This is a genomic window from Flavobacterium sp. Flavsp81 (assembly GCF_059491325.1).
Window position 1 is genome coordinate 3,254,787 of record NZ_CP168505.1, and the last position, 15,323, is coordinate 3,270,109.

Below are 15,323 nucleotides of genomic sequence, written 5' to 3' on the forward strand. Positions count from 1 at the left end.
TATCTGCTCTATTTCAAAATAGAATATTTAAATGTAAGAAATTAATTTTTGAGCATATTTCAAATTTGATGACTGCACTTTTGATTGTGAAGTAGTATTCACCAACTGCAATTTAGATGAGATTTCTTTTAAAAATACTAAATTAATCAAAAAATTAACTCTACAAGGTAAGGATAAAAACAATAAGTCAACATTAAAATCATTTAAGTTTCATTATGATAAAGAATATTCAGAAGCTGAACCAAAACCAAAGTTATCTGCGAATTTCTTTATAAGCAACATTATTATTTTGAATAATTTATTAATTCAAAACATCGAACATATTGAAGGCAAATTTGAGTTTATTGAAAATGAACTTGGCGGAAAAGGAATGGATTTAATAACATTTGACAACTCTAAATTTTATAATGCCTATTTTTCAGATAATAAGTTTAAGGACAAAACAACTTTTAACAATACATGGTTTGAATATAACTCTGAATACTTAAAATCATCTAAAACTGTTTATCAACATACAGAATTTTATAATAATACTTTTTCAAAAATTTCTTTTTCAAATTCAAACTTTATTGGTAAATGTGATTTTGACAAATGTGATTTCTTAAGTACAACTTGGTTTGAAAAATGTAAAAATTTAGAAAATTCAAAACTAAAATTTGTAGCTTGTGAATTTAAAGGTTTTTCACTTTTTAATGATTCCAAAATAAATTTTTTAGATATTGACAGATGTACATTTCTTAAGTCATCTTCATTTACTGATACAGAATTTAACAAAATGAAACTTTATGAAGTTAAATTTGGTGGCGGAGCTTATTTTGATGAAATGAAAATTAACTATGTAAAAGATAAATCATATTTAAAAGATAAAACCAAAATATTGGAATGGAAAAGGACCTTAAGGGCTATTAAACAAGAATTACAAAAAACAGAAAACAAAATTGATTTTAATACTTACAGAAATTATGAACTTGCGGCTCATTACGAAGAATTAAATGTATTCACCAATTTCAAGGACACATCAATTTTATGGGCAACAAAATGGTCCTCAAATTTTGGAAATTGGTTTTGGTCATTAGGTTTTAGCTTATTATCTGGATTGTTTTGGTATACAATTTTATATAAAATTGAGAACTCAGGTAATTTAAATTTCGAAAAAATAAATGAATTCTTTGTTGGTGCATTTAGGTTTTTTCTCGTAACAGATTTTTATAATCCATTAGAAAATGACAGAACATATTTAGCAAATGGCTGGAGTTGGCTAATTTTTATTCTGGGAAAAATCTTTATTGCCTTCGGAATTTATGAAATGATTCAATCCTTTAGAAAATTTAAAGCTTAAAATCATTTTTTCATTAACTTTGTTATTATGGAAACTATAAAATTAAATATCAATCTTAGCGTAAACCAATTGGTTGAAGCGGTTAAACAATTGTCTCCCAAAGACAGATTGAAAATCAATGATGCTATTTGGAATGATAATATAGAAATTCCTGTTGAGCATCAGGAAATAGTTTTAGACAGAATGGTAAAAGCCAAAGCAAATCCGGAAAGACTTTTAGACTGGAATGAAGTTTCTAAAAACCTATAATTTTTGAACTATTCCTTAAAAATAGACATTGATGCTTTCAATGACATTCAAAATGCTTTTCAATGGTATGAAATGCAATTGAAAGGTTTGGGTTTACGTTATAAGAATCAAACCAAAAAGCAAATCAATTCATTAAAGAAAAATCCACATATATTTTCTCTAAAATATGGTGAAATAAGATGTCGGAAGATTGAAAAATTCCCGTTTTTAATTCATTACACAATTAATGAGGAGTTAAAAATAATAACTGTTTTTGCTGTTTTTCATACTTCACGAAATCCTGAAATCTGGAAAAAACGAAATAAATAACAGGGACCCAATGACGAAAGTTGTTGGTTTTTTTATTTTGATGATATCGTAAATGAATATGGATTGCGGAGACGCACTGCTGTGTGCCTCTACGCATATATTGTGAAGATACAGATTGTGGGAAATGATTTTTTTCCGCAACAATTCCCGATACAGATTGTAGAGGCGCACAGCAGTGCGTCTCCACGCAAAGAATTTCAAAAAGAGAAATTTTGTTTTTAATAATCAAAAGCAAAATCCTAAACCTTTGTATCTTTGAATCTTTGTGCTTAAAAAAAACTCAGTAACCCAAAACCTTTAAAAAATGGACGAAACCCCAAAACGATTTGACCGAATTGTTGCCATCCTGATTCAATTACAATCTAAAAAAATTGTAAAAGCACAGGAATTGGCAGATCGTTTTGAAGTGAGTTTAAGAACTATTTACAGAGACATCCGAACTTTGGAAGCATCCGGGGTTCCTATTTATAGTGAAGCCGGAGTTGGTTATGCCTTAATGGATGGTTACAGATTGCCACCCGTTATGTTTACCCGTGAGGAAGTAAGCAGTTTTATTGCTGCAGAAAAACTGATGCAGAAATTTACCGATCCTTCTCTTGGAAATCATTATGCTTCGGCTATGTATAAATTAAAATCGGTTTTGCGAAGTACCGATAAAGACTGGCTTTCGAATATAGAATCGAAAATTCTGATGCAGGCTTCAGAGCCAATGTTTAATGATAATTCACCTAATACTCTGGCACTTTTGTTTGAAAGTATTGCTGAGGAAAAACAAATTCAACTTTCATACAAAACCTTAGAAGCTGAAGAAGCAAGCCATAGAAATATTGAGCCTGTCGGTGTTTTTCATGAAAACAACAACTGGTATTTTTTAGGATATTGTCATTTAAGGAAAGATTACCGTCAATTCAGAACGGACAGAATTCAGGGAATTAAAAAAACAGATCTAAAATTTACTATCGAACATGATTCACTGGAAACGTATCTGAACAAAAAAGACCAGCCAGCTCCAAAAACAAAAATCCGGATTTTAGTTGAGAAAAAAATTGTAAAATATCTGTTGACCGAAAGAAAATATCATGGCTTTATTTCGGAAAAAGAAATAGACGGACAAATAGAAATGACCTTTATGTGTCGGGATATTGAAAATGGTTTTCCGCGTTGGTTTTTGATGTTTGGAGATTATGCGAAAATCCTGGAACCGGAAAGCCTTAAAACTCGAACCTTGGAATTACTCGAAATCAATAAAAAAAGACTTCTATAAAAAAACTCCTAAAATGAAATCATTTTAGGAGTTGGATTCGTTTTTTGAAAAATAATTATTGTTGCCCTTTTACAACATTATAAAAGTTGTAATCCGTATTTGACGCATCGGTAATACCAATATTTCGGCCAATGGTAACAATTTGTCCTCTGTGGTAAGTCCCGTGATTTATAACCTGCAGCAAATATTCGCTTAGAGGAAGTTCACACTGAAACCAGGGATTATCGATTTTAATTTCTTTAGTTAATTGTTCATCAGACAATGAATTTATATACTCCGCTAATTTTGCAGAGCTTTGCAGCAATCTTTTAAATATTTCATTTTTATTTAAATCAACATTTTCTTTCTTTTCAAATACTCCGGTTTCTGAAATTACCGAATACCAATATTCTTCTGTTTCCCAAATATGATTCAGCGTTTTGGCAATACTTGAATAACTTGACAGAACTTCCTTATGAAGTAAATCATCTGATTTTTCAGAAAGCCAATTTGCAAATTGCCGGTTAACCCATAAATTATAATTGGCATAATTAGTCATTATTTTTTTTAAGCTCATATTATTTAATTTTTGAATTATTTAAAAGATTGCTGCCGTTTTTTGCTATTGTCTTTCCCAGAAAAATGGCGGCTCGATATTTAAAGCTCTTAAATACACATAACCTTGGCCACGGTGATGAACTTCATTATCAATAAAATACAGGATATTTTGAACAATCGGAAATTCATATTGACCAAAAAGATTAAATGTTTCATTAAAATCTTCAATCGACAATTGCTGCCAATACTCATTAATTTCTGCAGTTGCTTCATCCCATTTTTCAAGGTACTGCGCTTTAAAAATCAGCTTTTCTTTACTCTCAGTATACGGCTGGCTATCTTTGTTTACAATTGCTTTTAAACCTGGTGCTGCAATAGCTAAAAGTTCGTCTGCTAATTTCGAAAAAGGTCGCATTCCTCCTATTGAGAATTCAAAAAAATCTTTCTCAGGAAAAAGCTCAATCACACGACGTGTCAGAGCACGATGACCTTGCCAATGTTTCAATAAATCTTCTGGTGTAATTACTTGTGCTGCTAATGTTTTCATAATTTTAAAGTTTTAATTTTTTAATACTTCAAAATTAGAGAGGGCTGGTGACAACAGTTTGTCAGCAGGAAAAAATATTTTTATTAATCTTTTTATTATTTATTCCTTACCGTAGAGACGCACTGCTGTGCGTCTTTACACATTTTTCAGCCATTCAAACAAACGATTGGCATCTTCAAATTTAAATAATTGCGTGCCTTCATTCATTGTTGCAGCAGATCCGCAGGCAACACCCCAACGAATAACTTCTTTTAAACTTTTGTCTTGTGACAATGCCCAAACCATTCCGCCAACCATGCTATCACCGGCTCCGACGGTACTTTTTTTGGCAACGTTGGGTGCCGGTACAAATTCGTACTCGTCTTTTGTAACCAAAACTGCTCCTTGCGGGCCAAGGGAAACCACAACTATTTCAGCTCCTCCATCAGCAATGATTTTTTTCGCTGCTTCATTTACCTCATCTATTTCTAAGCGTTCTACACCAACTAATTTTGCCAATTCACCAACATTGGGTTTAATCAGATAAGCTCCGGTTTCTAAAACCTTCTTTAAGGCTTCACCGGAAGTATCTACAATTAATTTTGAATTTGATGCTTTGGCAATTTCTGCAACTTTTTGATAAAAATCAGAAGCTAAACCTTCGTTTAAACTTCCGCTTGCCACTAAAAATTTTGGTTTTAAATTCGATAATATTTCCAGCACTTTCTGACTTTCTAAATCAGACAAAGTTTCTCCCGAAAAACCAAAGCGATATTGCGAATTTGTATTATCATCTACTGCAATAAAATTTTCTCTTGTTGGAGTATGGGTTTCAATTACTTCAAAATCTATCTTTTCTTTTTTTACTAAGTCTTTCAGCATTTCGCCAATTGGTCCGCCCGAAGCAAAAACGGCTAATGAACTTCCGTGCAGACGTGCAATAGCTTTAGAAACGTTAATTCCTCCGCCGCCTGCATCAAACAAAGGTTCTTTGCATCTTATCTTCTGCTCGGCAATTAAACCTGAAAAATGTGTGCTTTTGTCTACTGAAGGGTTCACCGTTAAGGTAACTATATCAAATGATTTCATTTTTGTAATGTGAGAAAATGGTTTGAATTAAGACAATAATAAAACTGTTTATGCAATTTAATAAAATTAAAATTGCCAATTGCTTTTCTGTAAATAATAATTTAAATAATAAAATACTGATAATCATGATTTTAAAATAAAATCATTCGTACCTTTAAGTATCCAAACTAATAAAATCCGAATTATGAAAGCGACTCTGTTTCTACTTTTATTATTTTATTCGGCTATATCTTCATCACAGGGAATCATTGTTGACACTACAACTTTGAGCATACCTGAACTCGTTCGTGAAGAGTTAATGCAAAATGCCTGTGCCAATGAAAGCAACTTCAAATTTTCATCACGCCTGGGTATTGGAAAATTCACAAATACCAACCCTAATTTCCCCATTTCACACGGAATTATTATTCGGAATGGAATGGCCAAATATACCGAAGGCACCTATACCGGCCTCAATGAAAGCAGTCAGTTAAATACTTCCACTGACAGCGATTTGCAAACTATAAGTAATGAGAATGGACAAATTGTTCCCATCACAGATGTAAGTTATATTCAGTTTGATTTCACTCCTTTATCGAGTAATTTTAGTTTTGATTTTCTTTTTGCTTCCAATGAATATGGGGAATTTCAATGTGGTTTCAGCGATGTTTTTGCATTTATCCTGACCGATTTAACAACAGGAGTCTCCAAAAATCTTGCTGTCGTTCCGGGAACAACAACACCGGTTTCGGTTAAAAATATTCGGGATCAACAGTACAATTCTTCCTGCTTATCCGCCAATGCCAATTTATTTGACCGTTATAACGTAACCAATCCAGGATCGTCGGCGATGAATATGAGGGGTGAAACCAAAGTTTTAACGGCATCATCAACGGTTATTCCAAACAGGGCCTACAGTATAAAGCTGGCCATTGGCGATTACAATGACAGTAGTTATGATTCGGCAGTTTTCATAAAAGGAGGCAGTTTTATGACCACCATGGATTTAGGTCCGGACAGAATCATTTGCGAGGGAGAAAGTATCACACTGCAATCTGGACTTGTGGGGAATTACACTTATGAGTGGACGCTGAACGGAGCAGTAATTCCCGGAGAAACAAACAGTATTTTAACACTTGATAAAGCCGGAACTTATGGTGTTACGGCTACACTTTCCGGCTGTGTTATAAAAGACGAAGTAATCATTAAAAATTTAGTCATTAAACCTCCTAAAAATATAACTTCCTGCTATAGCCCAAACGGTATTTATCAATATGATTTAACTCAGAATAATCTAATTGCTTTGGGGATCGATCCGGCAAAATACGCTCTTTATTATTTTGATTCTTCAGCCGCAGCCAATGCAAACGGACCGATAATACCCGAAAATCAATTGAAGTCTTATACCAGTTCCGGCAATCAAACCATATACATCAAAGTAGTGCCTGTTTATGATAAAACCATTTTTTGTAATAATTTAATCTCATTTGATTTATTGGTAACTGACCCTATTAATGTTGTAAAGCCTCCCGACCTGAGTGTTTGTGATAACATTTCTAAAAAAGTAACAGTTGATTTAACTGTTCAGGAAACCACTATTCTAAACGGATTAAATCCTTCCGAATACAGAATCAGGTATTACAACAGCCAAACAGATGCAAATAATGCCAGTAATAACATTCCAAATCCAAAAGCATTCATTACCTCTTTGTCCCAATCACCGCAGACAATCTGGGTACGGGTCGAAAATATTCTGAACTCGATTTGCTACGCAACCGTTAATTTCAATGTAAAAATTAATTCACTCCCGGCAGTAGATGATATTCCGGATGTAGTCGCCTGCAACAACTATACATTACTGCCGCTTACAGCCGGTGATTATTACACAGGCCCAAACGGAACAGGAACTAAACTGAATGCAGGAGATGTTATTACCAAATCAGGAGTCTACTATATTTACAGCGGTCCAAACGCAAACAATTGTACCAATGAGAGCAATTTTAATGTAGTTTTAGTTTATGAAATCAGTTTTAAAAAAGAAGCCTGTGGTGCCTATATAGTTCCCCGCGTAATTACAGGTGGATTTTTTACTCAGGCAGGAGGGCAAGGAAACCCTATCCCGGGAGGAACATCCTTAACAACCAGCCAGACTATTTATTATTATGCTATAATTAATGGATTAGTTTGTCGTGACGAGCCTGTACCTTTTATTGTTTATCCTTTGCCGCTGATAGATAAACCCGGTAATGTGGTGACTTGCGATTCGTATACGTTGCCTTCTTTAGCAAACGGAAACTATTTTACCTCATCCGGAGGCCTGGGCAAGGCTCTGAATGCAGGAGACAAAATAACTTCAGGCCAGACAGTATTTGTTTTTGCAAATGATGGAAGATGTACCAATGAATTTTCCTTTAAAATCGATATTGTCAATTCTTCGATTTTTACTCCAATTACACGATGCGGAAACTATATTTTACCGCCGGTTGCTGTAGGCAGTTATTTTGATAGTCCGGGTGGGCAGGGACAGAACATTCCGGCCGGAACTAATATTACCACTTCACAGACTGTGTATTATTATGCTGCTACCACAACTTCTCCTAATTGTACCGATAACTTAAAATACCAGATAACCATAAAACCATTACCATTGGTAGATACACCGGCCAATAGATTAGAATGTGAGCGTTATGTATTGCCTCCTTTGGTAAATGGTAAATATTTTACCAAAACCAACGGCGGAGGGTCACCATTAAAAGCGGGAGATATTATTACCTCAACGCAGACAATTTATGTTTATTCCGTGGGAACAGAATGTACAAATGAGCATAGTTTTGTTGTCGAAATCAGGAAACTCCCTCAGGTTGACAGTTTTACGGATGTGGTCACCTGTATAGATTTTAAACTTCCTAAATTGAAAAACGGAAAGTATTATACCGCAACAGGAGGCTCTCATGGTTCAGGAACCCAAATTGCCGAAGGAACGCTCATAAACACAACCCAGACTATTTACATTTATAATGAATGGGCAGATTTTACAAGCTGCAGTAATGAAACTTTTTTTAAGGTTAATTATAACGGAATAGATGTTGGAACCTTTGCCGATATAAATGTTTGCGACAGCTATACCCTGCCACAATTACAATTAGGCAATTATTATGCACAATCCGGAGGAAAAGGTCCAGTGATTCCGACTGGAACTGTTTTAACAGCTTCACAGAGAATTTATGTTTACGCCATTACCGGCAACCGATTGACCTGCACTAGCGAAAAAAACTTTTTAGTTACTATTTCTGCAACTCCGGTATTGGCCAGCACCCCGGATATTGCCATTTGCGGAAGCTACACTTTGCCTCCGCTATCTATTGGGAATTATTATAGCGGACCAAATGCAACCGGAACACGCTATTCGGCTGGAGAAAAAATAAATGCCAGCCAAATAATGTATATCTACGCAGCGGCGGCAACAAATTCCAGTTGTTTTACCCAGGATGATTTTAATATTACCATTTATCCGCTGAAAAATTTCTCTGTACAAAACGGAATAATCTGTGTCGATTTTCAGACAGGAACCACACTCCGCTCAACACAATTGAATTCAGGAATTAATTCGCCCGATTATACCGTTGAATGGTATTTTAACGGCAGCAAAATAAGCACCGGAACCACTTATACGGCAACCCGGGAAGGAATTTATACGGTTGTACCCGTCAAAAACATACCCGATGTTGGTAACGACTGCGGTTACAATCCAACTACAGTTACGGTCGAAAAATCCAGTCCGGCTGTTGCAGCCGTAGCAGTATCTGATACCTTTGCAGAGACTATTGACATTATCGTAACCCTGATTAATGGCTTCGGAATTTATGAATATCAACTGGATGATGGCGATTTCCAAACCAGTAATATATTTCAGGATGTTGATTCAGGGGAACACGCTATTACGATAAGAGATACGAAAGCCAATTGCGACGATCAGATTTTAATTATCAATGTCCTCAAATATCCCAAATTCTTCACTCCAAACAACGATGGATACAACGACACCTGGAACATTCCCGATCTTGCTTTTCAGCCCGATGCCGTCATCAATATTTTCGACCGCTATGGTAAAGTCCTAAAGAAAATAAGTCCTGCCGGTCCGGGTTGGGATGGTAATTACAATGGCGACCCGCTTCCCTCTACCGATTATTGGTTTCAGGTTTTTTATACCCAAAACGGAACAGCCCAGGTTTTCAAAGCACATTTTAGCATGAAACGATAATCATTTGGGCGTGCCACCATCCCAATAAGCGGGCAAACTTACATTACGGTTATTCGCCCGCTTATGGGGATGCTGTCAGGCTGTCCGCGTTACTTCGGTAACCTGCTTCCATCCTTCACGCGGGCTCAAGAACTTTAGGATAAAAGGCCATATTCGTTTTTGTAAGTTTGTGACTATTATTATCTATATTTGAAAAAAAATAATGCGATACAAACATTCGTATATACATCCCAATTTGGGTAGATTGGCGAATGTTTGTATCGCATATATACAAGTTGTGCGACAGTGTAAAAAACAGAACGTAAAGCATTTACATCAGATAAATAAATGAATGAATTAAGAGAAATAGATGATATTATTAATCAATTAAAAGAGTTGAACAAGTCAAAATTTCCCAAAGCAGAAATTCAAAGATTAATGAGAAGTGTTGGTTCAAATTGCGATATTGTAGTGCATTTTAAAGAAGGAACACCCGTAATGCGTGGCAGACCAAATAAACCATCGGAAAGATTTGAAAAAAAATCAGACTATTCTTTTAAACCGCAATGCTGTAATAAAACTTATCAAAGAGCGAGTACACCCGATAACACAATGTTTTACGGTGTAGTGCCAAATACTAAAGATATAAATAATATACAACCAGAAGAATATTTAGATATACGGCTTTCTGTTTGTTGTGAAATATTTCACAAAGGTTTAAACCAAGAAGAAACTCCAAAAGTATCATTTGGAAGATGGCAAGTTAAAAAAAATGAACAATTAAACGTGCTTGCTATTATTCAAAATGAAAAGTATAAAGAATCTAATATGCTTTTAAATGAATTAAAAGTGGCATATGATTCTATTTTCAATCTAAATATTGACAAAAATTTACGAGATAAAAGTTTAAAATATGGAACTTATTTGGCAAATGAATTTTCAAAAGATAAAATATTAAGTGAAAGTGATTATATGATTTCAGCTATTTTTTCAGAGTTTGTTGCGAATGATAATCGATTTGATGGGATTTTGTATCCTAGTGTTAGAGCCGAGGGTAAGTATTTTAATATTGCAATTAAACCCGAAGTGATAAATACTAAACTCGAATTAACAAATGTAGGAGAATGTCCAATTATTAAAACAACTGAAGGTTATCAAATTTGTGAATCCGACTATGGTGCAAACAATTTACAAAATAAAGAATTCTTTAAGTTAATTGAAATCGTTGATTAAGTCTAAACATTATTACTTATTGCAAAATATAAATAACAGCTAAATCTATTTGGAATTGATATATATGCAACATAAGAAACACCGATCGCACAACAGCCGTTACACAAGATTTGGGCATTAGGCTTAATTTAAAGATGGTTTTGTACTTGGAAGATTTGGCAAATCCGAAAGATTACGCATTCTTAATCCCAAACCTCGTGTAGCGCCAAGACGTTAACCGTTATTTTACCTGAACGACAAGAAAAATGAAAAAATCAACCAAAATTTTCTTTTTAATCCTTATAATTTTAATAATTGGAATTTTCATTCATCCTCAGAAAGTAATCTATGAGGCAAATGTTGAAGGAAAGGTAATTAACGAAAATAATAAGCCTGTTATCAATGCAACAGTTTACAGAATTGAAAAAGAGTATTACATAAATGAGAAAATTGGCTCAAATGAATCAAGAGATTTAAGAACTGAAAGTGTCAAAACTGACAAAAATGGAAACTTCAAGTTTTATGAAAAATCAAGAATAGATTGGTTTCACACTCCATTAGACTTGCCAATTGGCTACTGCTATGTGGAATTCGAAATCGAAAAAAGTGGATATGAATTCTATAAAACAAAGTTTGGTGATTTTGAACAATACAGAATTGAAAATTGTTACGCTTGTGAAAAAGTATTATTTAAGCCAATCATTACTTTGAAAAGTCTAAAAGAAAACAGAAACGCAAAACAGAAACGCAAAACAGAACTTGAAAACAGAACTTGAAAACAGAACTTGAAAACAGAACTTGAAAACAGAACTTGAAAATAAAAACAACGGCTAACACACGCTACAAGCAATTTGGGTATTTGGCTTAATTTGAAATTGGTTTTGTATTTGGGATGATTTGCAAATCCGAAGAATGAGCTTAATTTAATCCCAAACTACTTGTAGCGCGAGAACGTTAGCGGTAATTAATCGAACATAAGAATGCTAAAGATATTTAAAGATATATTTTCTAAAGACAAGCAAGCTGAAAAACTGTTGGACAAAAACAGAATTCGATTTGAAAGCATTATTGCAGACAAACGTTTTAATTATCTTGAAAGCATTTTTAAAAGACTGTTCGACAAAGATATCACATTGACAGATGCAGAAATATTGAGTGCCTATTATAAGTTTTCAGACAACATTCAGACGAATACATTTGCAGCGGCAGAACTTGAATGGGTGACAATTTCGGTTTTATGTCATTTTCGACCAAACTTGACGGAGACTCTGATACGAAGAGGATTGTTATCAATAATATACTCTTTAGGTGATGACATTGACTGGTTTACAGTTGGACAATTTTTAGACAGGAGAATTTTAGCTGACAAAGTGGAGCCTTATGGAGGACTACCTCCAAACGTAGGACAAGAATGGTTGAAAAACTTATTGCCATATCAAAAGGAAACTGTACAGAAAGTTTTGTTGGAAGTAATTGAAGAAAATAGTAAAGAACTTGAAAACATTTAACTACCGCTAACACACGCTACAAGCAATTTGGGCATTAGGCATAATTTGAAATTGGTTTTGTATTTGGAAGATTTGGCAAATCCGAAGATAAGGCTTAATTTAACCCCAAACTGCTTGTAGCGCGGGAACGTTATGGTGTATAGCTCCGCCGACGAGAATCAGCTGATTTTAATCTAGCGTTTTAGTTCTGAAAACAAAATGAAACAGAAATCAAGCCGACCGAAATCTGAACCGAAATTTGAAGCTTAATTTTTGACGGACAAGCAAACGCGAACCGCTTTTCGGAAAGCCGAAAGCGGAATTTTTTTGAACATTAACTGAAGTTCAAAAGCGGAAATAACTTGAAGCGGACAATCGGAAGGCGGAAAAGCTTGCCGAAATTGGAATCGATAATTGGAATGTCAAATCATTCGTGCTCAACATACGTGTCGCTACACACCATAACATACGTCTCTAGCTATTTGCAACTTTAGTGGAATTATCGTTTTTAATTCCTATTTTCGTTTAGCCGAAAATACTCTGTTCCATAAGCTGCAAACAGCTAGAGGCGCAGGAACGTTAGCGGTGATTTAAAAACAAACCTCATGAAAAGACAACTTTTTATCGTTCTGTTAGCATTTATTATTTCGTGTAATAAAAAAGATAATCTTCTTACTAAAGATAAATTGATAGAAAAGCAAAAGAAAATAAAATTCGTAGATACTATATCTGGAATATATAAAACGGAATTTGATTCTACATCGTATTGTCCAATTACTTTAAAAATATCAAACCGTAATGGAAAATACTATTATAATTTAGAAACTTCCAAAAGAAATCTGAAAGGCAAAATTTATTTTATAAATGACGGCAGTGATATAGTTCTTGAAGGGATTCGATGGGATAAACATTTAGGTCAAATCAAAAAGGAAAGTGGTAACGAGGAAAATATCGAGGATGAAAATGAAAAAGATAACCCAATTGGTATTCCTTTTCTAATTTTTAAAGACAGACTAAAATTACAGAATACAGGGATGACAACAAATACAAGGAATTCAAAAAACTACTACTATCAAGTAATCGGTGAATGTGAAGCGAAATATGTTCAGTTAACAAAAAAAGTAAACCACCGCTAACAGCCGTTTGGCAAGATTGGGGTTTTAGGCTGTATTTAAAGTTGGTCTTGTATTTGAAAAATTAGTGTTTAACCGAAAAATCTTGCATTTTTATTCCCCAACCTCTCCAAGCGCCAGAACGTTGTGCGTCATTTTATCTGAACAGAATCAAGATAATTAAGGAAATAGTTTTTTAAATCAATTGAAAATTAATTGAAAAAATATTTTATTACAAAAAACCAATCCCGTTAGCTAATGACCTTAAAAAAAATGGAACAAATAAAATCATATTTAGATATCGGAATCGCAATATTTGGATTACTTGCTGCTACAGCGGTAATTTTAAGTCTAGTTTATAGTTCAAAAATAGATTACATCAAAAAAATTGAAGAAGAACGCTTGAAAACTAAAGTTGCTGAATCAAATGCTTTTGCAGAAAAAGCCAAGGAAGAAGCAGCTATTGCTTTGTCTAGTGCTGCAAAGACCAATGAAAAGGCTAAAAAACTTGAATTAAAAATAGAGGAACAAAAAGAAAGAGCAGCTAACGCGGAAAAGGAATTAATTATTTTAAAAAACAAAATAAAACCTAGGTCCATCTCGATAGAAAAAACTAAAAAACTAATATCTGAACTAAAAGTATTCTCTGATAAGGACATTACTATTTCAAGTTCACTTGGAGATGGCGAAGCAGCTGTATATGCGAATCAGATTAAATATATATTTGAAACTGCAGGATGGAATGTAAATTCTGGTATTGGCTTTTCAACTTATACTGGGGTTGGTGTATATATCTTGACCAAAACTAATGATTACGAGGACGCAAAAAAAATGATTAAAACATTCCATTTAAGTGAAATAAACTTGCAGGAACAGGTTGAAAAAGATGGTGTTAAAATGCAAATTTTTATTGGCTCAAAAAATAATCACGACTTAAATTCCAATTAAAAAGTTGTGTGTAAAAAAACGAACGCACAACCGCCGTTTGGCAATATGGCGGGATTAGGCTTAATTTAAAGATGGTCTTGTACTTGGAAAATTAGTCATTAACCGAAAGTCAAGGCTTTATTTATCCGCCACATCGCCAAGCGCCAGAACGTTAGCAGTCATTTTACAGCAAAAACTAAAAACCAACTAAATATCGAATGAAAAAAAGACTTCTAATTCTAGCTTTATTGTTTAGTGTAAAATGTATTTCCCAACATAAAACTGACATTAAACTTTCCGAAATAAAATTGTGCGAACTAACTTTAAACAATTTAAAGCAAAATGATGTTGAATTAAAACAAATCAATTTGGAAGAAATGGATTTGTGTTCGGATGGTTTTGTACAAGATGGAAGGTTTGAAAATAGAATTGGATATACTTCAAAATTATATCCAGGTGTAATCTTCCAGAAATATAGTAAAGATTTAAATTCAATTGCAAAAATTCATTTAACAAAAGACTTCAAGGGATATTTACCTGATGGAAAATATATTGACTTAAAGAACATTAAAGCGGGGAACTTATCGCAAAATATGATAGTTTAGACATTTGGACTTCTCGTGGTTGTTCTGATTATTTAGGAATAAATAGAAACAAAGGAATTTATTTTTATGTAAAATTAAATAAGAAAAAAGAACCTCGTTATCCAATAGATGATAAATATTATTCCGAACAACAAATAGAAGGAATTGATATTGTTTCTGATTGTTATTCAACTGAACAAAATCCTCAAGAAAACAAACCTTTATACATTGTCGAAGGTAAAGAAGTGACCGAAGAAATTATTGCCGAAATAAAACCTGATGACGTAGAATCTATAAATGTCTTAAAAGATATAAGCGCAACCAAAAAATACGGCGAAAAAGGAAAAAATGGGGTTATAGAAATTTACTTGAAAAAGAAGTAGAAAAAATGCCTGCTAACACACGCTACAAGCAATTTGGGTATTAGGCTTAATGGAAAAATTGGTTTGTATTTGGAAGATTTGTCAAA

The 15,323-nt window shown here is 33.8% G+C and carries 15 protein-coding genes; 12 read left to right on the plus strand and 3 right to left on the minus strand.

The window, feature by feature from the left end; genetic code table 11:
• Positions 1–289: 289 nt before the first annotated feature.
• From ACEN92_RS13615 to ACEN92_RS13630, 4 genes are all read left to right on the plus strand, one after another.
• Complete coding sequence (locus ACEN92_RS13615; protein ID WP_495638899.1) at positions 290–1,339, plus strand: hypothetical protein; 1,050 nt, start codon at positions 290–292, stop codon at positions 1,337–1,339.
• A 27-nt stretch (positions 1,340–1,366) separates the two neighbouring features.
• Positions 1,367–1,588 (plus strand): addiction module protein, encoded by a 222-nt coding sequence (locus ACEN92_RS13620; protein ID WP_495638900.1) that lies wholly within the window; start codon positions 1,367–1,369, stop codon positions 1,586–1,588.
• Between the two features lie 3 nt (positions 1,589–1,591).
• Positions 1,592–1,897: a type II toxin-antitoxin system RelE/ParE family toxin gene (locus ACEN92_RS13625; protein ID WP_495638901.1), complete on the plus strand. Its 306-nt coding sequence runs from the start codon at positions 1,592–1,594 to the stop codon at positions 1,895–1,897.
• A 304-nt stretch (positions 1,898–2,201) separates the two neighbouring features.
• The gene (locus ACEN92_RS13630) at positions 2,202–3,161 is read left to right on the plus strand and encodes a helix-turn-helix transcriptional regulator (protein ID WP_495638902.1); all 960 of its coding nucleotides are present in this window, start codon (positions 2,202–2,204) and stop codon (positions 3,159–3,161) included.
• A 55-nt stretch (positions 3,162–3,216) separates the two neighbouring features.
• Here ACEN92_RS13630 and ACEN92_RS13635 read toward each other — a convergent pair whose 3' ends face one another.
• The 3 genes from ACEN92_RS13635 to ACEN92_RS13645 form a co-directional block, all read right to left on the minus strand.
• Positions 3,217–3,717, minus strand: a complete 501-nt coding sequence (locus ACEN92_RS13635) for a DinB family protein (RefSeq protein WP_495638903.1) — start codon at positions 3,715–3,717, stop codon at positions 3,217–3,219.
• A 45-nt stretch (positions 3,718–3,762) separates the two neighbouring features.
• Complete coding sequence (locus ACEN92_RS13640; protein WP_495638904.1) at positions 3,763–4,245, minus strand: DinB family protein; 483 nt, start codon at positions 4,243–4,245, stop codon at positions 3,763–3,765.
• Positions 4,246–4,380: 135 nt separating this feature from the next.
• Complete coding sequence (locus ACEN92_RS13645; RefSeq protein ID WP_495638905.1) at positions 4,381–5,313, minus strand: 1-phosphofructokinase family hexose kinase; 933 nt, start codon at positions 5,311–5,313, stop codon at positions 4,381–4,383.
• Positions 5,314–5,497: 184 nt separating this feature from the next.
• On the opposite strand from ACEN92_RS13645, the gene ACEN92_RS13650 reads away from it, so the two are divergent.
• The 8 genes from ACEN92_RS13650 to ACEN92_RS13685 all read left to right on the plus strand — a co-directional run bounded on the left by ACEN92_RS13650 (position 5,498) and on the right by ACEN92_RS13685 (position 15,237).
• Positions 5,498–9,553, plus strand: coding sequence for a T9SS type B sorting domain-containing protein (locus ACEN92_RS13650; protein WP_495638906.1), 4,056 nt, complete (start codon positions 5,498–5,500; stop codon positions 9,551–9,553).
• Positions 9,554–9,880: 327 nt separating this feature from the next.
• The gene (locus ACEN92_RS13655; RefSeq protein WP_495638907.1) at positions 9,881–10,765 is read left to right on the plus strand and encodes a hypothetical protein; all 885 of its coding nucleotides are present in this window, start codon (positions 9,881–9,883) and stop codon (positions 10,763–10,765) included.
• Between the two features lie 245 nt (positions 10,766–11,010).
• On the plus strand, positions 11,011–11,520 hold the full coding sequence (locus ACEN92_RS13660) for a hypothetical protein (RefSeq protein ID WP_495638908.1): 510 nt from the start codon (positions 11,011–11,013) through the stop codon (positions 11,518–11,520).
• 204 nt (positions 11,521–11,724) lie between these two features.
• Positions 11,725–12,252 carry a hypothetical protein gene (locus ACEN92_RS13665; RefSeq protein WP_495638909.1) on the plus strand — a complete coding sequence of 176 codons (528 nt, stop codon included), beginning with the start codon at positions 11,725–11,727 and terminating at the stop codon, positions 12,250–12,252.
• 584 nt (positions 12,253–12,836) lie between these two features.
• Positions 12,837–13,367 carry a hypothetical protein gene (locus tag ACEN92_RS13670; RefSeq protein WP_495638910.1) on the plus strand — a complete coding sequence of 177 codons (531 nt, stop codon included), beginning with the start codon at positions 12,837–12,839 and terminating at the stop codon, positions 13,365–13,367.
• Positions 13,368–13,616: 249 nt separating this feature from the next.
• A complete protein-coding gene (locus ACEN92_RS13675) occupies positions 13,617–14,291 on the plus strand; it encodes a hypothetical protein (RefSeq protein WP_495638911.1) in 675 nt (224 codons plus the stop codon).
• Between the two features lie 197 nt (positions 14,292–14,488).
• Entirely contained in the window at positions 14,489–14,875 is a 387-nt protein-coding gene (locus ACEN92_RS13680; RefSeq protein ID WP_495638912.1) for a hypothetical protein, read from the plus strand.
• Positions 14,876–15,099: 224 nt separating this feature from the next.
• Entirely contained in the window at positions 15,100–15,237 is a 138-nt protein-coding gene (locus tag ACEN92_RS13685; RefSeq protein ID WP_185963955.1) for a hypothetical protein, read from the plus strand.
• The last annotated feature ends 86 nt before the right edge of the window (positions 15,238–15,323 follow it).